General features: G+C 66.7%; 20 protein-coding genes and 1 pseudogene. 9 read left to right on the forward strand and 12 right to left on the reverse strand.

What is annotated here, in order from left to right:
- The 7 genes and pseudogenes from BLQ74_RS04735 to BLQ74_RS27900 all read left to right on the forward strand — a co-directional run bounded on the left by BLQ74_RS04735 (window position 1) and on the right by BLQ74_RS27900 (window position 6963).
- Window positions 1-951 carry an ABC transporter permease gene (locus tag BLQ74_RS04735; protein ID WP_090261393.1) on the forward strand — a complete coding sequence of 317 codons (951 nt, stop codon included), beginning with the start codon at window positions 1-3 and terminating at the stop codon, window positions 949-951.
- A complete protein-coding gene (locus BLQ74_RS04740; protein ID WP_090261394.1) occupies window positions 941-1747 on the forward strand; it encodes an ABC transporter permease in 807 nt (268 codons plus the stop codon). Before BLQ74_RS04735 ends, BLQ74_RS04740 begins: the two co-directional genes overlap by 11 nt.
- Window positions 1748-1846: 99 nt before the next feature.
- Window positions 1847-3271: a gamma-aminobutyraldehyde dehydrogenase gene (locus tag BLQ74_RS04745; protein WP_090261395.1), complete on the forward strand. Its 1425-nt coding sequence runs from the start codon at window positions 1847-1849 to the stop codon at window positions 3269-3271.
- Window positions 3272-3548: 277 nt separating this feature from the next.
- Window positions 3549-5063, forward strand: coding sequence for an APC family permease (locus BLQ74_RS04750; protein WP_090261396.1), 1515 nt, complete (start codon window positions 3549-3551; stop codon window positions 5061-5063).
- A gap of 134 nt (window positions 5064-5197) precedes the next feature.
- Window positions 5198-5689 carry an ester cyclase gene (locus tag BLQ74_RS04755; protein WP_090261397.1) on the forward strand — a complete coding sequence of 164 codons (492 nt, stop codon included), beginning with the start codon at window positions 5198-5200 and terminating at the stop codon, window positions 5687-5689.
- A gap of 113 nt (window positions 5690-5802) precedes the next feature.
- Window positions 5803-6099: pseudogene (locus BLQ74_RS28065) on the forward strand (methyl-accepting chemotaxis protein); the annotation flags it as partial.
- Window positions 6097-6963 carry a cache domain-containing protein gene (locus BLQ74_RS27900; RefSeq protein WP_425287481.1) on the forward strand — a complete coding sequence of 289 codons (867 nt, stop codon included), beginning with the start codon at window positions 6097-6099 and terminating at the stop codon, window positions 6961-6963. The pseudogene BLQ74_RS28065 and the gene BLQ74_RS27900, both read left to right, overlap by 3 nt.
- Window positions 6964-7070: 107 nt before the next feature.
- Here the strand turns inward: BLQ74_RS27900 and BLQ74_RS04765 are convergent, their stop codons facing one another.
- The 6 genes from BLQ74_RS04765 to BLQ74_RS04790 form a co-directional block, all read right to left on the reverse strand.
- Window positions 7071-8108, reverse strand: coding sequence for a zinc-dependent alcohol dehydrogenase family protein (locus BLQ74_RS04765; protein ID WP_090261399.1), 1038 nt, complete (start codon window positions 8106-8108; stop codon window positions 7071-7073).
- Between the two features lie 83 nt (window positions 8109-8191).
- A complete protein-coding gene (locus BLQ74_RS04770) occupies window positions 8192-8521 on the reverse strand; it encodes a hypothetical protein (protein WP_090261400.1) in 330 nt (109 codons plus the stop codon).
- 137 nt (window positions 8522-8658) lie between these two features.
- Complete coding sequence (locus BLQ74_RS04775) at window positions 8659-9765, reverse strand: NADH:flavin oxidoreductase/NADH oxidase (protein ID WP_090261401.1); 1107 nt, start codon at window positions 9763-9765, stop codon at window positions 8659-8661.
- Window positions 9766-9879: 114 nt separating this feature from the next.
- Entirely contained in the window at window positions 9880-11595 is a 1716-nt protein-coding gene (recJ, locus tag BLQ74_RS04780; RefSeq protein ID WP_090261402.1) for a single-stranded-DNA-specific exonuclease RecJ, read from the reverse strand.
- A gap of 126 nt (window positions 11596-11721) precedes the next feature.
- Window positions 11722-12261 carry a YaeQ family protein gene (locus BLQ74_RS04785; RefSeq protein WP_090261403.1) on the reverse strand — a complete coding sequence of 180 codons (540 nt, stop codon included), beginning with the start codon at window positions 12259-12261 and terminating at the stop codon, window positions 11722-11724.
- Between the two features lie 68 nt (window positions 12262-12329).
- The gene (locus BLQ74_RS04790; RefSeq protein WP_090261404.1) at window positions 12330-13502 is read right to left on the reverse strand and encodes a GGDEF domain-containing protein; all 1173 of its coding nucleotides are present in this window, start codon (window positions 13500-13502) and stop codon (window positions 12330-12332) included.
- Between the two features lie 252 nt (window positions 13503-13754).
- Between BLQ74_RS04790 and BLQ74_RS04795 the strand changes: the two genes are divergently transcribed.
- On the forward strand, window positions 13755-14954 hold the full coding sequence (locus tag BLQ74_RS04795) for a CaiB/BaiF CoA transferase family protein (RefSeq protein ID WP_090261405.1): 1200 nt from the start codon (window positions 13755-13757) through the stop codon (window positions 14952-14954).
- A 135-nt stretch (window positions 14955-15089) separates the two neighbouring features.
- Here BLQ74_RS04795 and BLQ74_RS04800 read toward each other — a convergent pair whose 3' ends face one another.
- The 5 genes from BLQ74_RS04800 to xerD all read right to left on the reverse strand — a co-directional run bounded on the left by BLQ74_RS04800 (window position 15090) and on the right by xerD (window position 20229).
- Window positions 15090-15374, reverse strand: coding sequence for a DUF3509 domain-containing protein (locus BLQ74_RS04800; RefSeq protein ID WP_090261406.1), 285 nt, complete (start codon window positions 15372-15374; stop codon window positions 15090-15092).
- Window positions 15375-15517: 143 nt separating this feature from the next.
- Window positions 15518-16927: a threonine synthase gene (thrC, locus tag BLQ74_RS04805; RefSeq protein WP_090261407.1), complete on the reverse strand. Its 1410-nt coding sequence runs from the start codon at window positions 16925-16927 to the stop codon at window positions 15518-15520.
- 55 nt (window positions 16928-16982) lie between these two features.
- Complete coding sequence (locus BLQ74_RS04810) at window positions 16983-18287, reverse strand: homoserine dehydrogenase (protein ID WP_090261974.1); 1305 nt, start codon at window positions 18285-18287, stop codon at window positions 16983-16985.
- A 183-nt stretch (window positions 18288-18470) separates the two neighbouring features.
- Complete coding sequence (locus BLQ74_RS04815) at window positions 18471-19199, reverse strand: thioredoxin fold domain-containing protein (protein ID WP_090261408.1); 729 nt, start codon at window positions 19197-19199, stop codon at window positions 18471-18473.
- A 133-nt stretch (window positions 19200-19332) separates the two neighbouring features.
- Window positions 19333-20229, reverse strand: coding sequence for a site-specific tyrosine recombinase XerD (gene xerD, locus BLQ74_RS04820; protein WP_090261409.1), 897 nt, complete (start codon window positions 20227-20229; stop codon window positions 19333-19335).
- A 240-nt stretch (window positions 20230-20469) separates the two neighbouring features.
- Here xerD and BLQ74_RS04825 point away from each other — a divergent pair, with 240 nt between their 5' ends.
- Window positions 20470-21150: a cyclic di-GMP-binding domain-containing protein, MshE-related gene (locus BLQ74_RS04825; RefSeq protein WP_090261410.1), complete on the forward strand. Its 681-nt coding sequence runs from the start codon at window positions 20470-20472 to the stop codon at window positions 21148-21150.
- On the opposite strand, the gene BLQ74_RS04830 is transcribed toward BLQ74_RS04825, so the two are convergent.
- Complete coding sequence (locus tag BLQ74_RS04830) at window positions 21147-21578, reverse strand: acyl-CoA thioesterase (RefSeq protein ID WP_090261411.1); 432 nt, start codon at window positions 21576-21578, stop codon at window positions 21147-21149. The genes BLQ74_RS04825 and BLQ74_RS04830 overlap by 4 nt on opposite strands.
- Between the last annotated feature and the right edge of the window lie 5 nt (window positions 21579-21583).

Below are 21583 nucleotides of genomic sequence, written 5' to 3' on the forward strand. Positions count from 1 at the left end.
ATGGAACTGACGCTGAACGCCGCGCCGCCGGTGGCGGGCAATGGCCCGCTGCGGCGCCTGTCGAACCTGCTCTACCGCAAGCCGAACCTGTACCTGTCGCTGCTGCTGGTGCCGCCGTTGCTGTGGTTCGGCGCGATCTACCTGGGCTCGCTGCTGACCCTGATGTGGCAGGGCTTCTACACCTTCGACGACTTCACCATGACGGTGACGCCGGAGCTGACCTGGGCCAACTTCGCCTCGCTGTTCGCCCCGGCCAACTACGACATCATCCAGCGCACCCTGCTGATGGCCGTGGCGGTGTCCATCGCCAGCGGCGCGGTGGCCTTCCCCATCGCCTACTACATGGCGCGCTACACCACGGGCAAGACCAAGGCCTTCTTCTACATCGCGGTGATGATGCCGATGTGGGCCAGCTACATCGTCAAGGCCTATGCCTGGACCCTGCTGCTGGCCAAGGGCGGCGTCGCCCAGTGGTTCGTCCAGCACATGGGCCTGGAGGGACTGCTGAACCTGCTGCTGGGCCTGCCGGGCGTGGGCGGCAACACCCTGTCGACCTCGCACCTGGGGCGCTTCCTGGTGTTCGTCTACATCTGGCTGCCGTTCATGATCCTGCCGATCCAGGCGTCCCTGGAGCGCCTGCCGCCGTCGCTGCTGCAAGCCTCGGCCGACCTCGGCGCGCACCCGCGGCAGACCTTCTTCCAGGTGATCCTGCCGCTGTCCATCCCAGGCATCGCCGCCGGCTCGATCTTCACCTTCTCGCTGACCCTCGGCGACTTCATCGTGCCGCAGCTGGTGGGCCCGCCGGGCTACTTCATCGGCAGCATGGTCTACGCCCAGCAGGGCGCGATCGGCAACATGCCGATGGCCGCCGCCTTCACCCTGGTGCCGATCGTGCTGATCGCCGTCTACCTGTCCATCGTCAAACGTCTGGGGGCCTTCGATGCACTCTGAGAAAGCTTCCTGGGGCCTGAAAGCGGCCGCCTGGGGCGGGCTGGTGTTCCTGCACTTCCCGATCCTGATCATCTTCATGTATGCCTTCAACACCGAAGACGCGGCCTTCAGCTTCCCGCCGCAGGGCTTCACCCTGCACTGGTTCAGCGTCGCCTTCGCTCGCCAGGACGTGCTGGAGTCCATCGAGCTGTCGTTGAAGATCGCCTGCATCGCCACCCTGATCGCCATGGTCCTCGGCACCCTGGCCGCCGCCGCGCTGTACCGCCGCGACTTCTTCGGCAAGGAAGGCATCTCGCTGATGCTGATCCTGCCGATCGCCCTGCCCGGCATCATCACCGGTATCGCGCTGCTCTCGGCGTTCAAGACCCTCGGCATCGAGCCGGGCTTCCTGACTATCGTCATCGGCCATGCGACCTTCTGCGTGGTGATCGTCTACAACAACGTGATCGCGCGCTTCCGCCGTACCTCGCACAGCCTGATCGAAGCCTCCATGGACCTCGGCGCCGACGGCTGGCAGACCTTCCGCTACGTGATCCTGCCGAACCTCGGCTCGGCGCTGCTGGCGGGCGGCATGCTGGCCTTCGCGCTGTCCTTCGACGAAATCATCGTCACCACCTTCACCGCCGGTCACGAACGCACCCTGCCGATCTGGCTGCTCAACCAGTTGACCCGCCCGCGCGACGTCCCGGTGACCAACGTGGTGGCCATGCTGGTGATGCTGGTGACCATGCTGCCGATCCTCGGCGCCTACTACCTGACCAAGGGTGGCGAAGGCGTGGCGGGGAGCGGGAAATGACAGCGACACAGAACCCCTCAGGACTGCCATGACTGGCGGCCCCACACAAAAAAATACCGACGAATTCGCCGCAAAGCTCCTGACAAAGAGGACTTACCGATGCAAACCAAACTCCTGATCAACGGCCAACTGGTCGCTGGCGAAGGCGAGAAACTCGCCGTCCTGAACCCCTCCCTGGGCAGCACCCTGGTGGAAATCGCCGAGGCCACCCCGGCCCAGGTCGACGCCGCCGTGCAGGCCGCCGATGCCGCCTTCGACGGCTGGTCGCAGACCACCCCGAAAGACCGCTCGCTGCTGCTGCTGAAACTGGCCGACGCCATCGACGCCCACGCCGAGCAACTCGCCCGCCTGGAATCGAACAACTGCGGCAAGCCGTACAGCGCCGCGCTGAACGACGAGCTGCCGGCGATCGCTGACGTGTTCCGCTACTTCGCCGGCGCCGCCCGTTGCCTGCAAGGCTCCGCCGCGGGCGAATACCTGCCGGGCCACACCTCGATGATCCGCCGCGACCCGATCGGCGTGGTGGCCTCCATCGCGCCCTGGAACTACCCGCTGATGATGGCCGCGTGGAAACTCGGCCCGGCCCTGGCCGCCGGCAACACCGTGGTGCTCAAACCGTCCGAGCAGACCCCGCTGACCGCCCTGAAGCTGGCCGAACTCATCGCCGAGATCTTCCCCGCCGGCGTGGTCAACATGGTCTTCGGCCGCGGCCCGAGCGTCGGCGAGCCGCTGACCACCCACCCGAAAGTGCGCATGGTCTCGCTGACCGGCTCGGTGGCCACCGGCAGCCGCATCATCGCCGGCACCGCCGACAGCGTGAAGCGCATGCACATGGAACTGGGCGGCAAGGCCCCGGTGATCATCTTCGACGACGCCGACATCGACGCCGCCGTGGAAGGCATCCGCACCTTCGGCTTCTACAACGCCGGCCAGGACTGCACCGCCGCCTGCCGCATCTACGCGCAGAAAGGCGTCTACGCCAAGTTCGTCGAGAAGCTCGGCGCCGCCGTGGGCAGCATCCAGTACGGCCTGCAGGACGATCCGAGCACCGAACTCGGCCCGCTGATCACCCAGCAGCACCTCGACCGCGTCGCCGGCTTCGTCGAACGCGCCCGCCAAGTGCCGCACATCGAAGTGGTCACCGGCGGCAAGCGCGTCGACGGCCCCGGCTTCTTCTTCGAGCCGACCGTGCTCGCCGGCGCCCGCCAGGACGACGAAGTGGTGCGTCGGGAAATCTTCGGCCCTGTGGTTTCGGTCACCGAATTCGACGACGAAGCGCAGGTGCTGGCCTGGGCCAACGACTCCGACTACGGCCTGGCCTCCTCGGTGTGGACCGCCGACGTCGGCCGCGCCCACCGCCTGGCCGCGCGCCTGCAGTACGGCTGCACCTGGGTCAACACGCACTTCATGCTGGTCAGCGAAATGCCGCACGGCGGCGTGAAGCACTCCGGCTACGGCAAGGACATGTCCATGTACGGCCTGGAGGACTACACCGCCATCCGCCACGTGATGTTCAAGCACTAAGCCCATCCGGCGCATCCGCGCTGTCGGCCCGGGCGCCGGCAGCGCGGGTCTGCCCGATACCCGACGGGGCCTGGCGGCTTCGTCCCCCGAGGCAGGGGAGCTTCGGGTGTTTCATCGTGAGGCCCGACCCTGCGCGCAACCCGGCGCGCAGGCCGCGAGGGGGATGTCTCCTCAACGGGAAGCAGTTGCTCCATACAACAAGAACAGCCCAAAGGGGCGCAGGCAGACGGTGACGTCAGCCGGTTTCACACCGCTGCCCACACACGAGGAAAATCACATGAGCGTGTCATCCGCAGCCGACCGCGACGCAGAACAACTGCGCGCGCTGGGCTACACCTCCAACTTCAATCGCAGCATGAGCCTGTGGGAGAACTTCGCCCTCGGCTTCACCTACCTGTCGCCGGTGGTCGGCGTCTACACCCTGTTCGGCCTGTGCCTGGCCGCCGGCGGCCCGCCGATGTTCTGGTCGTACCTGCTGATCGGCCTCGGCCAGTTGCTGGTCTGTCTGGTGTTCGGCGAAGTGGTTTCGCAATTCCCGATTTCCGGTGGCGTCTACCCCTGGGCCCGCCGCCTGGTCGGCAAGCGCTGGGCCTGGATGGTCGGCTGGATCTACGCCTGCGCGCTGTGCGTGACCATCGCCGCGGTCGCCGTCGGCGCCGGCCCGTACATCGCCGCCATGCTCGGCTTCGCGCCCAGCGCCTCGACTAACATTTACGTCGCCCTGGTGCTGACCCTGCTGGCCACGCTGATCAACCTCAGCGGCACCAAGACCCTGGCGCGCATCGCCATGTTCGGCTTCCTCTGCGAGCTGGCCGGCGCCGTGGTGGTCGGCGTCTATCTGCTGCTGTTCGAGCGTCATCAGCCGTTCAGCGCACTGTTCGACACCTTCGGCATAGGTGCCGCCGAGGGTTCCTACCTGCCGGCGTTCCTGACCGCCTCGCTGGCCGGGATGTTCCTCTACTACGGCTTCGAAGCCTGCGGCGACGTCGCCGAGGAAACCCCCAACCCGAGCAAGCGCATTCCCAAGGCCATGCGCATGACCATCTACATCGGCGGCGTGGCGGCGATGTTCGCCTGCCTGGCGCTGATCCTCGCCGTGCCGGACATGCAGAAGGTGATCTCCGGCGCCGACACCGACCCGGTCGGCACCATCCTCAACAACGCCTTCGGCCCGATCGGCTCGCGCGTGGTGATGGCGGTGGTCACGGTGTCGTTCGTCTCCTGCGTGATCAGCCTGCAGGCCGCGGCCAGCCGCCTGCTCTACGCTTATGCGCGGGACGAGATGATCGTCGGTAGCGCGCTGCTGCGGCGCCTGTCGCCGAACACCCATGTGCCGGTGCCGGCGCTGGTGATCTGCGGCGTGATCCCGGCGGGCATCATCAGCCTCGGTTTCGTCCTCGAGGATGCCGTGGCGACCATCGTCAGCTTCGCCGCCATCGGTATCTACCTGGCGTTCCAGATGATCGTCGTCGCCGCGCTGTTCGCCCGTGCCCGCGGCTGGGTGCCGAGCGGCCAGTTCAGCCTCGGCAAGTGGGGCACGCTGATCAACATCGGCGCGCTGGTCTACGGCCTCGGCGCCATCGTCAACATGGCCTGGCCGCGTAGCCCGGCGTCGCCGTGGTACATCAACTACGCGATGGTCCTGACGACCCTCATCGTGATCGGCCTCGGGCTGGTCTACATGTGGCTCGGCAAGCCCTACGACCGTGGCACCGCCCCGGCCGGCGACGCCTGGAAAATCAGTGGCAAGGCGAACACCGGCAACCCCGGCCTGGCCCAGGAAGCAGCCTGAGTCCGGCCCCGCCGGCGCCGCAAGCGCGGCGCCGGCGGCAGCGATTGCGGCATGCTGGCGCGCAGTGACACCAGCACGCCGAACCCGGGCCAGAGGCCCAGACACCCGCGGGCCCGCCCGCAACGGAGGCAAGCATGCGTCACCTCGTCAGAGCGTTCTACCTGCTGTCGCTGTTCACGTTCGCCAGCCTGGCCCAGGCCGGCAACGCCTCATCCCATGAAACGCCGAAACAGATCGTCGACGCCTACATGGCGGCGTGGAACGCCCACGACGCCGAGAAGGCGGCCAGCTACATGGCCAAGGACGTGGAGTACTTCGACGTCACCGTGGGCACCCCGCAGAAAGGCCGCGAAGCCGCGCGCGACAATGTGATCAAGGTGTTCGTCAACGCCGTGCCGGACCTGAAGTGGAAAATGAACGGTACCCCGATCGTCAGCAAGGACGGCATCGCCTTCCAGTGGACCTTCAGCGGCACCAACACCGGCGCCTGGGACGCGCAGACGCCGGCGACCAACAAGCCGCTGTCCTTCGATGGCGTCAGCTTCGTGAAGATCAAGGACGGTAAGATCCTCTACCAGGGCGACTATTACGATGCCCTGGGCCTGCACAAGCAACTGGGCTGGTAAGCCCCACGCGGCGGTCCGCAACGTACGGACCGCCGTTTTTCATTGCATCATCACTGCCGCAAACGCCCCCGCCCGAGGGGATCAGGAACGATCCGCCAAGCCAGTAAGCCGCCATGCACAGCACGCCCCAACGCTCTACCAGCAAGCCAACGGACGCCACCGACGAAACCCGTTCGACCATCGACCAGGTCAAGCTACTGATCGCAGACCTCAACGTTCGCTGGACCGAAATCAGCAAGGTTTCCGAGGTGATCAAACAGATTGCCAAGAACACCAACCTGGTGGCGTTGAACGCTGCCATCGAAGCGGCCCGCGCCGGTGAAAGCGGCCGTGGCTTCGCCGTGGTCGCCGACGAGGTGCGCCGGCTGGCCACGCAGTCGGCCAACGCCACCGCGGATATCGGCACCGTGGTCGCCTCGATCCGCAACGAGAGCGCCAAGGCCCTGGCCGATGTCGAACAGGCCGAGCACTCCAGCCTGCTGGATACCGCGCGCGTGCTGCTGACCAGCGAAGCGCAGCGCCTGGAGAGCCGCTTCGCGGTGATGGCCACGGCGCTCTATGGGCTGAAGAATTTCATTGTCGGCATGAAAGCGCGCAACTTCGGTCCGCAACGCGAGCAGGTGGACGCGGTGATGCAGGAGTACCTGGCGCGCAACCCCGATCTGCTGGCCTTCGCCTGTGGCTGCGAGCCCGACGCCCTGGACGGCCGCGACAGCGAGTTCGTCGATGCCCCCGGATACGACCACAGCGGCCGCCTGATGGCCTACTGGCACCGTGGCAGCGGAGTGCTCCAGCGCGAATGCCTGGTCGGCTACGAGCGCAACGATGGCTCCGGCGACTGGTACCAGGTGCCGCGCGACAAGGGCCGCGACGTGTTCATGGAGCCCTACGAATACACCGTGGCCGGCAGCACCGTGCTAATGACCTCGTTCATGTCGCCGATGTACTACAACGGCCGCTTCCTCGGCATCCTCGGCGCCGACTACACCCTGCACCAGTTGCAGGAAAGCCTGGGCAAGCTGACGCCGATGGGCAACGGCTGCTACGAGCTGCTGTCCAACGCCGGCACCTATGTCACCCACGCCGACCCGGCCCGCCTGGGCAACAAGGCCGACGATCTGCCCGCCGAGGCGCGCACGGCGATCGCCCAAGGCCGCGCCTGGCAGCAGCAGAAAGGCGGCCGGGTCGACCTGCTGCAACCGATCCGGGTCGGCGACAGCGACGCACCCTGGGCCCTGCGCCTGACCTTCGAACTGGCCCGCACCGGGCAGTGATCGCCGCCGGTGGATAACGCCCCGGCGTTATCCACCGGCCGCAGCCCACGGGCGCATGACACGCAACGCTGCAGCTGCCGCCCCGACACGCCCGGCAGGCAATGGCTTCAGGCGTCGATGATGACCTTCAACGCCTTGTTCTGCGCGGCCTTGCCGAAGGTGTCGTAGGCCTTGAGGATGTCCGCCAGGGCGAAGCGGTGGGTGATCAGTTGCTGTGGGTCGAGCTTGCCGGACTGCACGCTCTTCAGCAGCAGCGGCGTGGTCACCGCGTCCACCAGCCGGGTGCGCAAGGTGATGTTGTGCGACCAGAGGCGTTCCAGGTGCAGCGGCACCGAGGTTCCATGCACGCCGAGCACGGCGATGTCGCCGCCGGGGGCGATGATGTTCTCGCACAGGCTGAAGGTCGCCGGTACGCCCACCGCCTCCACCGCACTGTCTACGCCGAGGCCATCGGTGAGCGCCTTGACCTTCTCCAGCAACTGACTGTCGGCGGCGTTGATGCAATCGCTGGCGCCGAAACGCCGCGCCACCTCCAGGCGGTTGTCGTCGAGGTCGATCATGATGATCCGCGCCGGCGAGTAGAACTGCGCCGTCAGCAACGCGGCCAGGCCGACCGGTCCGGCGCCGACGATGGCGACGTTGCCGCCGGGCTGCACGCGGCCGTTGAGCACACCGCACTCGAAACCGGTGGGCAGGATGTCGCTGAGCATCACCATGGCCTCGTCATCGACCCCGGCGGGGATCGGATAGAGGCTGGTGTCAGCGTGCGGGATGCGCACCTTCTCGGCCTGGGTGCCGTCGATCAGATGGCCGAGAATCCAGCCGCCGGTGCGGCAGTGGGAGGTCATGCCCTTGCGGCAGAAATCGCACTTGCCGCAGGCGCTGATGCAGGAGATCAGCACGCGGTCGCCGGGCTTGAACTGGCTGACCGCCGCGCCGACCTGCTCGACCACGCCGATGCCCTCGTGGCCGAGGATGCGACCGGGCTTACAGGTCGGCACATCCCCCTTGATGATGTGCAGGTCGGTGCCGCACAGCGTGGTCTTGAGCACCCGCACCACGGCATCGCCGGGCGCCTGCAGTTGCGGATCGGGACGTTCTTCCAGGGCGATGTCACCAACGCCGCGATAAATCAGGGCTTTCATGGCCGCTTTCCTTTTCTGGACAGACCCCGCAAGGCTAGACGCCTGCGCGCAGGTCAGGGCTGATCCCGATCAACGCACCTTGGCTAGCCCTGGCGCGGCAATTGGGTGATGTGGATTTCCGTGAGCAGGGGTTGTCCGCCGAGCGGCGTGCGCGCCAGCAGCGGGCAGAAGCGCGCCAGGCTGCCGATCAGCTCCCATTGGGTGTCCAGCGCCGCGGACAAGTGGCCGATATCGCCCAGCGCGCGCTGGCCGACCTGCTGCAGATGGGGGTCGGCGCTGCGCCCCAGTTCCAGCGAGAGCTGGCTGAGCAGCGCGCTGATGGCGGACATGTTGCGGGTAGCCATGGCCAGAATGTTCGCCAGCAGGGCGATTTCCGACTCCGGCACGACAGTGGGTGAGACACGGGCGTCCATGCGATCTCCTACAGAAAAATCCGTCGTCCTGACGTATCGATCGCAAGAATAGCAGCAATGCCCAGAGATGCGATCCACTTCACATCCCGTTGCCGTTCGCCGGGCGCCCTCCCCACCGAAAGGGCGCCGAGCGGACCTCAGGCGTCGCCGAACGGCTTGCGCGCCGGCGTGCCGCGATGGGCCGCGCGCAGGTACTGCGGCGGCCAGGGCACCGCTTCGCCGCCCAACTCTTCGGCGGCGTTGAGCGGCCAGTAGGGTTCGCGCAGCAACTCGCGGGCGAGCAGGATCAGGTCGGCCTGGCCGGTGCGCAGGATGTGCTCGGCCTGCACCGGCGCGGTGATCATGCCGACGGTGCTGCTGGCGATCTCGGCCTCCTTGCGCACCCGCTCGGAGAACTGCGTCTGGTAGCCCGGCCCGACCGGGATTTCCGCATTGACCGCGGTGCCGCCGGAGGACACGTCGATCAGGTCGACGCCCAGGGCCTTCAGGCGCCGCGCCAGCTCCACCGTCTCGTCCGGGTTCCAGCCGTCCTCGACCCAGTCGGTGGCGGACAGGCGCACGAACAGCGGCAGCTGCTCCGGCCAGACTTCACGCACCGCCTGCGTCACTTCGAGGAGGAAGCGGATGCGGTTCTCGAAGCAACCGCCGTACTGGTCGCGGCGCTGGTTCGACAGCGGCGAGAGGAACTGATGCAGCAGGTAGCCATGGGCCGCGTGCACCTCCGCCACCTTGAAACCCGCCGCCAGGGCGCGCTCGGCGGCGTGCACGAAGGCCTGCACCACCTCGGCCATCTGCTCCTCGCTCAGCGGCGTCGGCGTGGCGTGCTTGGGATCGAAGGCGATGGCCGAGGGCGCGACGGGAATCCAGCCGCCCTCGGCGACCGGCACCGAGCCTGGCTTGCCCAGCCAGGGCGCCCAGGTGCTGGCCTTGCGCCCGGCATGGGCCAGTTGCACACCAGCCACGGCGCCCTGGGATTCGATGAAGCGGGTGATGCGGCGCAGGGGCTCGATCTGCTCGTCCTGCCAGAGGCCGAGGTCACGGTCGGTGATGCGCCCCTCCGGCACCACCGCGGTGGCTTCGACGATGACCAACCCCGCGCCACCCACGGCGCGGCTGCCGAGGTGCACCAGGTGCCAGTCGTTGGCCAGACCGTCACTGGCCGAGTACTGGCACATGGGGGAAACCGCGATGCGGTTGGGCAAGGTCAATTGACGCAGGGTCAGGGGCTCGAACAGCTGGCTCATGGCAACACTCCCTTCGGTCTTTGAACGAATGCGTGACACTTCAACTGTAGTCGCGGATGCGCCCAGGCAGGGAGAAAAGCAGCGACGAACGGCGCCCGGCGCGCCGCCCGAGGCTCAGCGTGGCGCCAGGTGCACCACCATGAGTTGCACGCTTTCGTTGCCGCGGAATTCGTTGACGTCCAGCTTGTAGGCCATCTCCACCCAGCGCACCGTGGGGTTCGGCCAGATCTCACGGTCGACGTTGAAGGCGATGCCATCCAGTTGCAGCGAGCCGCATTCGGTCTTCAGCAGCAGTTTCAGGTGACGCTCACCGACCACGCGCTGCTGGACGATCTGGAACACCCCATGGAACAGCGGCTCGGGGAAGTGCTGGCCCCAGGGACCGGCCTGGCGCAGGGCGCGGGCCAGTTCCAGGTGGAACTCCTCGGCGCTGAGCTGGCCATCGGAAAGCAGGCGGCCGGTCAGGTCGTCCTCGCTGAGCTGGCGCCGGACCTCGGCGTCGAAGGCCGCGGAGAAGGCGCCGAAATGCTCCTGCGGCAGCGACAGGCCAGCGGCCATGGCGTGCCCGCCGAACTTGCTAATCAGACCCGGATGGCGCGCCGCCACGGCGTCCAGCGCATCCCGGATGTGCAGCCCCGGCACCGAGCGCGCGGAGCCCTTGAGGCTGCCGTCGCCCGCGTCGGCGAAGGCGATGGTCGGACGGTGGTAACGTTCCTTCAGGCGCGAGGCGAGGATGCCGATCACGCCCTGGTGCCAGTCCGGGTCGAACAGGCACAGGCCGAAGGGCATTTCCTCCAGCGGCAGCTCCTTGAGCTGCGCCAGGGCCTCGCGCTGCATGCCCTGCTCGATGGCCTTGCGGTCCTGGTTGAGCTGGTCGAGCTGCACGGCCATGTCGCGGGCCAGGGCCTCGTCCTCGCAGAGCAGGCATTCGATCCCCAGGGACATGTCGTCCAGGCGACCGGCGGCGTTCAGGCGCGGGCCGAGGATGAATCCGAGGTCGGTGGAGGTGATGCGCCGGCAGTCGCGCCCGGCGACTTCCAGCACCGCGCGCAGGCCCGGACGGGCGCGGCCGGCGCGGATGCGCGCCAGCCCCTGGTGCACCAGGATGCGGTTGTTGGCATCCAGCGGCACCACGTCGGCGACGCTGCCCAGGGCCACCAGGTCGAGCAGTTCGGCGAGGTTCGGCTCCGGCGTGCCGCTGCGGGCGAACCAGTCCAGTTCGCGCAGGCGCGCGCGCAGGGCGAGCATGACGTAGAAAATCACGCCGACCCCGGCCATGGCCTTGCTGGGGAATTCGCAACCCGGCTGGTTGGGGTTGACGATGGCGTCCGCCGCCGGCAGTTGCGGGCCGGGCAGGTGGTGGTCGGTGACCAGCACGCGCAGGCCGGCGGCCTTGGCCGCGGCGACGCCGTCGATGCTGGAGATGCCGTTGTCCACCGTGACCAGCAGATCGGGGCGCTTCTCCAGGGCCACCGCGACGATTTCCGGGGTCAGGCCGTAGCCGTACTCGAAACGGTTCGGCACCAGGTAATCGACCCAGGCCGCACCGAGCATGCGCAGGGCCAGCACGCCGACGCTGCTGGCGGTGGCGCCGTCGGCGTCGAAGTCGCCGACGTAGAGAATGCGCTGGCGCTGCTCCAGGGCATCGACCAGCAACGCCACCGCGGCATCGATGCCCTTGAGCTGACGGTACGGAATCAGCCGCGCCAGGCCCTTGTCCAGCTCTTCGGCGGACTTCACGCCACGGGCGGCGTAGAGGCGGGTCAACAGCGGCGGCAGGTCACCGAGGTCAGGCAGGGTGTCCGGGAGCGGGCGGGGGTCGATACGCATCAGGGTGTTCCAATCCTTTCGGCTCGCCATCGCGCCTTGCCGGCTAGCGCACGGCAGGGCGCGAACAGGCGCGGGTGCGGAATTCAGCGAGTGTCGATGAGCAGGCCCGGGCCGGGCCAGGGCGAATCAGCGCTCGCCCATCAGCCATTCCAGCTGCAACTCATGCTGGCCGTTCTCGTCGGTGACGAACACCGTGCCCTCGCTGATCATCACCGTCCAGTTGATCGAGCGCGGCAGGTCTTTGGCCAGAGCCTCCAGCGGCTCCTGGGGAACGGCCGCGACATTGAGGTTCTTCAGGTGACGGACGCCGTCGAGGACCTTGGTGGTCCACACGCGCAGGTTGCCGTAGGCCAGCAGCGAGAGCTTCTCGCAGCGCCGCGAGCACCACACCAGGCGCTCGCTGTCCGGCTGGCCAACCTCAATCCAGTGCAGGACGCGGTCGTCCAGGCTCTTCTCCCACAGCGACGGCTCATCGACGTCCGATAGGCCGCGGCCGAACGCCAACTGCTCGTTGTACCAGAGCACATAGGCGAGCAGGCGAACCACCAGGCGCTCCTCGGTTTCCGAGGGGTGGCGGGCAACGGTGAAACGCAGGGTTTCATAGACCCCGCGGTCGAGGTCGGTGAGGCTGATGTCGGCTTTGTAAGGGGTGGCGGAGAGGGCCATGGTCGATCCCGTCTATGCGAAGGCGGCAAGTCTACCTTGATTGCACCCGGCCTGCTGCGCCTATCCGGTCAGCCACGGCTGCGGCCTTCGGCGCCCGGCCGCGGGGTCGAGCGCTCGATGCGGTTGCGCCCCCTGGACTTGGCCAGATACAGCGCCTGATCGGCCAGGGCCAGCAGGCGCGCCAGGTCATGGCCGGCCTCGGCGCTGGTGGCGACGCCGATGCTGACACTGAGCATGCCGTCGGCGATGAACGGCAGTTCGGCGAACTCGCGGCGAATGCGCTCGGCCACCTGACAAGCGGCTTCGGTGCCGGCCTCGGCGAGCAGGCAGGCGAACTCCTCGCCACCGATGCGGCCGAAGACGTCCTGGCGACGCATGCGCGAGGCGGTGATGCGGCTGAACTCCATCAGCGCCTGGTCGCCGGCCGGATGACCGAAGGCGTCGTTGAGGCGCTTGAAGTTGTCCAGGTCGCAGACCAGCAGGGCCACCGTTTCGTCGCGCTCGGCGCAGAGACGCAGCAGGCGCTCGCCGGACTCCATGAAAGCGCGGCGGTTGCCGATCCCGGTGAGTGGGTCGCTGAGGGCCGCCGAACGGAGTTTCAGCTCAGCCCGGTCACGGACCATGGTCAGGGTGGTGAAGGCCAGGCCGACGGCGATCAGCATGGTCTCGAACACCAGCACGGCGAAGAAGGTTGCCCCCGGCCCATCGGGAATGGCGAACGGTGTGCCGCGATCGAGGAACAGGCGCACGCTGTAGAAGCTGGCGTGGAACAGCAGCAGGACCAGCGTCGGGCGCAGCGAAACCTCCAACTGGCGCCGGCTGCGCCACAGCTCGAAGGCCGCGAGCAGGCAATACAGCGAGGTCGCCGCGGAGTTGACCATGATGCGCGCCGGCATGGACTGGTAGAACGCCGGCCAGAGACACAGCAGCAGCCAGACCAGCGCCCCGGCGCCGATGCCCGGCCAGTGCGGGGAACGCCCGGCGAATACCCGCATGCTGGTCCAGAGCATGGCGCAGCACAGCATCATGACCATGTTGCCGAGGATGATCGACACGCCGATCAGGCCGACGCTGCGCAAGCCGATGAGGAGGGTGGACAGCGCCGCCAGCAGGAGCATGGCGCTCATGTAGCCGAGGGTCGGGTCGCGCCGGCCGCTGTGCCAGGCGAAGGCCATCAGCACGCCGACCAGGGTGACTACGTAGAGGTCCACCGCGACCAGCGTCGGTACATTCAGCAGCATGCGCCCTCCTCCCCGCTCGATGCCTCGCCCCGCAGCGGTCGCGGCGAGCAGCCTGGAGGCAGAGGGAACGCAAGGGCACGCATGAGTGGATACCGGGCCGGAGGGGCGAAAAAGGACTGGGAGTACGCCCTACTCTACGCGTCAGATGCCTCTGACGGAAAGGACTTGGCGGCACGCCCCCGGCACCCCGGACTACCCGCCAGGCCGCACGCGCGCTAGAGTCGCCCCACTGCCTGACCAACGGATGCCTCGATGAACGCCACCGCCAAACCCCTCGCCGGCCTCAAAGTGATCGAACTCGGCACCCTGATCGCCGGCCCCTTCGCCGCGCGCCTGTGCGCCGAGTTCGGTGCCGAGGTGATCAAGATCGAGTCGCCCGACGGCGGCGATCCCTTGCGCAAATGGCGCAAGCTCTACGAGGGCACCTCGCTGTGGTGGTTCGTGCAGGCGCGCAACAAGCGCTCGCTGACCCTCAACCTCAAGCATGAGGCCGGCCGCGAGGTGCTGAAGCGACTGCTCGCCGACGCCGACATCCTCATCGAGAACTTCCGCCCCGGCGTGCTGGAGAAACTCGGCCTGGGCTGGGACGTGCTCCACGCGCTCAACCCGAAACTGGTGATGCTGCGCCTGTCCGGCTTCGGCCAGAGCGGGCCGTACAAGGACCAGCCGGGCTTCGGCGCGGTCGGCGAGTCCATGGGCGGACTGCGCTACATCACCGGCTTCGAAGACCGCCCGCCGGTGCGTACCGGCATCTCCATCGGCGACTCCATCGCCGCGCTCTGGGGAGTGATAGGCGCGCTCATGGCGCTGCGCCACCGCGAAGTCAACGGCGGCCAGGGCCAGGTGGTGGACGTGGCACTGTACGAGGCGGTGTTCGCCATGATGGAAAGCATGGTCCCGGAGTTCGACGTGTTCGGTTTCATCCGCGAGCGCAGCGGCAACATCATGCCCGGCATCACGCCGTCCTCGGTGCACACCACGGCCGACGGCAAGCACGTGCAGATCGCCGCCAATGGCGATGCCATCTTCCGCCGCTTCATGCAGGCCATCGGTCGCCAGGACCTGGCCGAGGACCCGCAACTGGCCGACAACGCCGGCCGCGATGCGCGCCGCGACGAACTCTATGCGGTGATCGACCGCTGGGCGCGTTCGCTGCCGTTGCAGCACGTGCTGGATGTCCTGAACGGCGCCGAGGTGCCGGCCAGCCGCATCTACTCCGCCGAGGACATGTTCGCCGACCCGCAATTCCTCGCCCGCGAGATGTTCCTGTCGGCCAAGCTGCCGGACGGCAAGCCGTTCAAGATGCCGGGCATCGTGCCCAAGCTCTCCGAGACGCCCGGTTCGGCCGACTGGATCGGCCCGGAACTGGGCGAGCATACCGACGAGCTGTTGGCGGGGCTGGGGTACGACGCCGAGCGGATTGCCGCGCTGCGTCGCGATGGGGCGATCTGAACGACGCCAGCGGTTGGCGTTCGCACAGCGCTGGCCGTGCGCGGAACGGCAAAAGCGGCAAGCTCCAGCGACGACGAGCAAGCCCCAGAAAAGACGATGCCGCCCAGTGGGCGGCATTGTCGAAACGCCTGGGCCTCAGGCGTCGTAGTTCAATACCTGGGCGGCGCGCTGGCGCAAGGCCTGGATCACCTCCTCGCCAATGCGCCCTTCCTGCACCGCCAGATCGCGGCCGATGGTCTGGATGGCCTCTTCGCAACGCCGGGCGTCCCCCAGGTGCTCGCTGGCGATCACCCGCCGCAGCACGGTCTCCCCTTCTGCGTTTTTCAGGGTCAGAACCCTGCCGCCATCCGGTCGGGCCGGGCCGAGGTGGTGGGTGTAAGGACTGAAGGTGTCGCTGAGCAACTGATCCAGCCGATCCATAGATATCTCCTGTCGAACTGCAAAGGCACGGGGCAAAGACCCTGGAGGTTTCGAAAAAGTTCTGTTTTCTCGACAGGATTCCGTCTGAAAAAGGAAAAAGCCCGCCGGATGGCGGGCTTTTTTCATCACCGAGCAGGTCGCCGTCAGAGCGGCTTGCCACGGTTGCCGTGGGCGCTGACGAAGGCCTGGACCTTGGCCAGTTCGTTCGGCAGAACGGTGCAACGCTCTTCGCGCTGGAACAGGTCGGTCAGGTGCGCCGGCAGCGCCGGGACCGTCTCGATACCAGCCTTCTCCACCGCTTCCGGGAATTTCACCGGATGCGCAGTGCCCAGGGTGACCATGGGGATAGCCAGGCTGCGGCGGCACTCGCGGGCGGCGCGCACGCCGATGGCGGTGTGCGGGTCGAGCAGTTCGCCGCATTCGGCGTAGACCTCGGCGATGGTCGCGCAGGTCTGCTCGTCATCCACGGCCAGGGAGTCGAACAGCTTGCGCGCTTCGCTCCAGCGATCGTCCTCGACGGACAGCTTGCCGGTGGCCTTGAAGCCATCCATCAGCTCGGCGATGGCCTTGCCGTTGCGGCCGTGCAGGTCGAACAGCAGGCGCTCGAAGTTGGACGACACCATGATGTCCATGGATGGCGACAGCGACGGGTGCAGGGTGTCCTTGTCGTAGCGGTTGCCGGACATGAAGCGGTGCAGGATGTCGTTGCGGTTGGTCGCGACGATCAGTTGGCTGACCGGCAGGCCCATGTTGCGCGCCAGGTAACCGGCGAAGATGTCGCCGAAGTTGCCGGTGGGCACGGAGAAGGCCACCGAACGGGCCGGCGCGCCGAGCTGCAGGGCGGCATGGAAGTAATAGACGATCTGGGCCATGATCCGCGCCCAGTTGATCGAGTTGACCGCGACCAGGCGGGTGCCCTTGAGGAAGCCCTGGTCGGCGAAGCTGGCCTTGACCATCTCCTGGCAGTCGTCGAAGTTGCCTTCGATGGCGATGTTGTGGATGTTTTCACCGAGGATGGTCGTCATCTGCCGGCGCTGCACCTCGGACACACGGTTGTGCGGGTGCATGATGAAGATGTCGACGTTCTCGCAGGCCTTGCAGCCTTCGATGGCCGCCGAGCCGGTGTCGCCGGAGGTCGCGCCCATGATCACCACGCGCTCGCCACGCTTGGACAGCACGTGATCGAGCAGGCGGCCGAGCAGTTGCAGAGCGAAATCCTTGAACGCCAGGGTCGGGCCGTGGAACAGCTCCAGCACCCACTCGTTGCCGTTCAACTGGCGCAGCGGCGCCACGGCGCTGTGGGCAAAGACGGCGTAGGTTTCCTCGAGGATCGTCTTGAAGTCGGCATCCGAGATACTGCCGGCAACGAACGGGCGCATCACGCGGAAAGCCAGCTCGTGGTACGGCAGGCCGGCCCAGGAGGCGATTTCCTCGACGGTGAAGCGCGGCAGGTTTTCCGGTACGTACAGGCCGCCATCGCTGGCCAGGCCGGCGAGCAGCACGTCTTCGAAGTTCAGGGCCGGGGCCTGGCCGCGGGTACTGATGTAACGCATGGTGTGAAACCTTCGGGTTGGCGGCGGGCGCTTCGGGCTACCCGCCGCATTCGATTCAGTTCAGTTGTTCGACGCGGATGCGTACGACGTTGCCGACCACGTCCTGCAGGGCTTCAAGCGCAGTGATGGCTTCGATGATGCGCGACTCGAGCACCCGGTGGGTAACCAGGATCATCGGCACCAGACCGTCATGCTCTTCGACTTCCATCTGCATGATCGATTCGATGTTGATGCCGCGCTCGGAGAGGATGGTCGCCACCTGGGCCAGTACACCCGGGTGGTCCTTGGCCTGGATGCGCAGGTAGTAGGCGCTTTCGCAGGCGTCGATCGGCAGGATCGGGTGGTCGGAGAGCGAGTCCGGCTGGAAGGCCAGGTGCGGTACGCGGTTCTCCGGATCGGCGGTCATGGCACGGACCACGTCCACCAGGTCGGCGACCACCGAGGAAGCGGTCGGCTCCATGCCGGCGCCGGCGCCGTAGAACAGCGTGCTGCCGGCGGCGTCGCCGTTGACCATGACGGCGTTCATCACGCCGTTGACGTTGGCGATCAGGCGGTCGGCCGGGATCAGGGTCGGGTGCACGCGCAACTCGATACCCTGCTCGGTACGGCGCGCCACGCCCAGGTGCTTGATGCGGTAACCCAGGGCTTCGGCGTAGTTGACGTCGGCGGTGGTCAGCTGGGTGATACCTTCGGTGTAGGCCTTGTCGAACTGCAGCGGAATGCCGAAGGCGATGGATGCCAGGATGGTCAGCTTGTGCGCGGCGTCGATGCCCTCGACGTCGAAGGTCGGATCGGCCTCGGCATAGCCCAGTGCCTGGGCTTCCTTGAGCACGTCGGCGAAGGCACGGCCCTTCTCGCGCATTTCGGTGAGGATGAAGTTGCCGGTGCCGTTGATGATGCCGGCCAGCCAGTTGATGCGGTTGGCCGCCAGGCCTTCGCGGATCGCCTTGATCACCGGGATGCCGCCCGCGACGGCCGCTTCGAAGGCGACGATCACGCCCTTCTCGCGGGCCTTGGCGAAGATTTCGTTACCGTGCACGGCGATCAGCGCCTTGTTCGCGGTGACCACGTGCTTGCCATTCTCGATGGCCTGCAGCACCAGCTCACGCGCCAGGGTGTAGCCGCCGATCAGCTCGATGACGATGTCGATTTCCGGGTTGTTCGCCACATCGAAAATGTCGGCAGTGATGGGGGTACTGCCGGTTTCGCATTTCGGATTGGGACGACGGGCGGCAATCTGCGCAACCTCGATACCACGCCCGGCACGGCGGGCAATCTCCTCGGCGTTGCGTTTGAGTACATTGAAGGTACCGCCACCGACGGTCCCCAACCCACAGATTCCCACTTTCACCGGTTTCACGCTGAAACTCCCCATCATCGCAGCATCGAAGCGCTCCCCGAATGCACGGCGCCCGCTGGAAGGCGGGCGTGTCCGGAGTCAGGGAGTGCCGAACGAAGGCCGGGCAAGAGCCCGGCCACATAGTTAAAGGAACCGCACATTACGAAGCGGTTCTTTATTAGTCAATCGAGCGCGAGGCCCGCATCACTTGGCGTCCAGGGCCAGCTTGGCGATTTCGCCGGCCGGCTGGTAACCCGGCAGCATCTGGCCGTTCGCCAGGATGATCGCCGGGGTGCCCTGCACGCCGACCATCTGTCCCAGTTCGAACTGCTTGTCCACCGGATTGCTGCACTGCGCAGCCTTGATCTCCTTGCCGTGGAACATGTCGGACAGCGCCGCCTGGCGGTCCTTCGAGCACCACACCGCCTGCAGTTGCTGGTCGCCCGGCGACTTCGGTCCCTGCCGCGGGAAGGCCAGGTAGCGCACTTCGATACCGCGCTTGTTCAGCTCCGGCACCTCGGCGTGCAGCTTCTGGCAGTAAGGGCAAGTGGTATCGGTGAACACGGTGATGTGCGCCTTGGCCTGGCCCTGTGCCGGGAACACCACCATCTCGCTGGCGGGGATGGCGTTGATGGTCTTGGCGACGGAGGCGCTTTCGGCGACTTCGGTGAGGTTGGTGGCCGCGCCATCCTTCACTTGGTAGATGTTGCCCTGGACGATGAACTGGCCATCGGTGCTGGCGTAGAGCACGCGGCCGCCCTTGAGCTGAATCTGATAGATGCCCTGCAGCGGGCTGGCGCTGATGCTTTCGATGGGCAGGTCGGGTTGCAACGACTGCAAACTCTTGCGGATCGCCTGGTCGGGCTCGGCGGCCAGGACGAGGGTGCTGACAAGGCCGAGGGCCGCGGCAGCCAGGATTCGGGACAGACGCATGGAGAACTCCTGTGATCGATCGGCGAAGCCTACCACACCGGGCGCGCGTGACCGAGCCCGCGCATGTCTCAGAAGGCTTCGGCGGGAGCCGGCCGTCGTGTGGCGCGCAGCAAGGCATCGGCCAGGGCCGCGCTCATCCTCGCGGGTGGTGCTGGGCGTGCAGCTCCTGCAGGCGTGCGCGGGCGATATGGGTGTAGATCTGCGTGGTGGAAAGGTCGCTGTGGCCCAGCAGCATCTGCACCACGCGCAGGTCCGCGCCATGATTCAGCAGGTGGGTGGCGAAGGCATGGCGCAGCGTGTGCGGCGACAGCGACTTGCCGATTCCGGCGACCTTGGCGTGCAGCTTGATGCGGTGCCAGAAAGTCTGCCGGGTCATCTGCTCGCCGCGCAGGCTGGGGAACAGCACATCGCTGGGGCGTCCGCCGAGCAGGTCGCCACGGGCGTTGCGCAGGTAGCGTTCGATCCAGACGATCGCCTCTTCGCCCAGCGGCACCAAGCGCTCCTTGCTGCCCTTGCCGAACACCCGCACCACGCCCTGGCGCAGGTTGAGCTGCTCCAGAGTCAGGCCGACCAGCTCGCTCACCCGCAACCCGCAGGCATAGAGAACCTCAAGCATCGCGCGATCGCGCAGACCGAGCGGGTCCTCGGTTTCCGGCGCGGCCAGCAGCGCCACTACATCCGCCTCGGACAACGACTTGGGCAGCGGCTTGCCCAATTGCGGCAACTCCACCAGCAGGGTCGGGTCTTCAACGATGAGCCCCTCGCGCAGGCAGTAGCGATAGAAACCGCGCACGCCCGACAGAAAACGCGCGGTCGAGCGCGCCTTGTAGCCCTGCGCCAGGCGCCAGGCCAAATGATCGAGGATCAGCTCGCGCCCGGCCTTGTCCAGGCTAAGGCCCCGCTCGTCGAGCCAGCCGTTGAACAGCGCCAGGTCGCTGCCATAGGCCAGCCGGGTGTTATCGGAAAGGCCCTTTTCCAACCACAGGGCATCAAGGAAACGGTCGATCAGCGGGTGCGCTACGGGAGTCATTCAGGATTGGGTACTGAAGCAAATGGCGTGACTAGTCTTCCACAGCCAAGGCCTTGGCGACCAGCGATCCGCCTCGTTCGGGGAGGCCGCACAGGCAGGCCGGCAGTCGAGCGACTGGAAACGCCGGATCAGGCAGCCTGACAAGCGGCTCGCCTGCCTATCCTTAGATGGGTGACAGAAAGCGCCCGACGAACAATGATTCCAAGAAGCCATCATTCCAACGCTCAGCAGCACACCGCCATGCCCAACCATCAGAACTCCCGCCTCGGCCAGATTCTCGTCCACAAAGGCCTGATCAGTTACCAACAGCTGGAACAGGCCATCCTGCTACAACTCAGCAATGGTCTGCGCCTGGGGGAAACCCTTGTCGAGCAAGGCTGGATCAGCGAACGGCAACTGCACAAGGCGCTGAAAAAGCAAAACAACCTGCGCCTGGCCGCTACCCTGGTGGCGGCGTTGCTCGGCCCCTGGCAGATGGCCAGCGCCGACATCCAACGCCAGCAACTGCCAATCCAGTACTCGCGCCAGGAAGTCGCCAAGGGTCTCCGCCCGTTGAGTGACGCGGAAATGAGCGGCGTCAGCGCCCAGGGCTTCGACGAAACCCTGCAGAGCCTGTTCGTCAACGCGGAGAGCGGCGACAGCAGCGACGCGGTGAAGCATCTCGCGCGCCTGGTGATGCCCGTCCTGGACAGCCTGCAAGCGGAAACCTCGATGAAGGACGTGGTCTACGACACCGCGCGCATGGCCTCCACACTCAACCCCGACGGTTCGCTCAGCCTGCGCCTGCCCAGTTCCATCGGCGAGATGCGCTTCGACAACATCCGCATCGCCGGCGCGCCACAAGGCCAGAGCATGGGCAGCCTTAGCCTGCAGGACATCGATCTCTCGCGCGCGTCCCTGCGCGTCAGCCTGCGCCCCTAAGCGAGCGCCGCTTCCCTCTCGGTGAAGCCGGGCAGCACCGGAACCGGACGCTTCTCGTCGTCGATGGCGACGAAACTGAACAGGCCCTGAATGGCCTTCTCTCGCCCATCGACGGACATGCTCTCGACATACACCTCGACTTCGACCTTCAGGCTGGTGTTGCCTACCTTCACCACGCGCCCGATCAGCTCGACGATGGAACCGGCGGGAATCGGGTGTTTGAAGTCGATACGATCGGTGGACACGGTCACCAGCGGCAAGCGGCAAAAGCGTGTCGCGGCGATGAAGGACACTTCGTCCATCCAGGCCAGGGCGGTGCCGCCGAACAACGTGTTGTGGTGATTGGTGGTGGGCGGGAACACCGCCTTGGTCACGCGGGTTTCGGAGAGTTGGGTACGCCGGAGGATTTCTTGCTCTCTGGGGCTCATGCCAC

It is taken from the genome of Pseudomonas panipatensis, assembly GCF_900099785.1.
In the GTDB taxonomy this organism is placed as follows: domain Bacteria; phylum Pseudomonadota; class Gammaproteobacteria; order Pseudomonadales; family Pseudomonadaceae; genus Pseudomonas; species Pseudomonas panipatensis.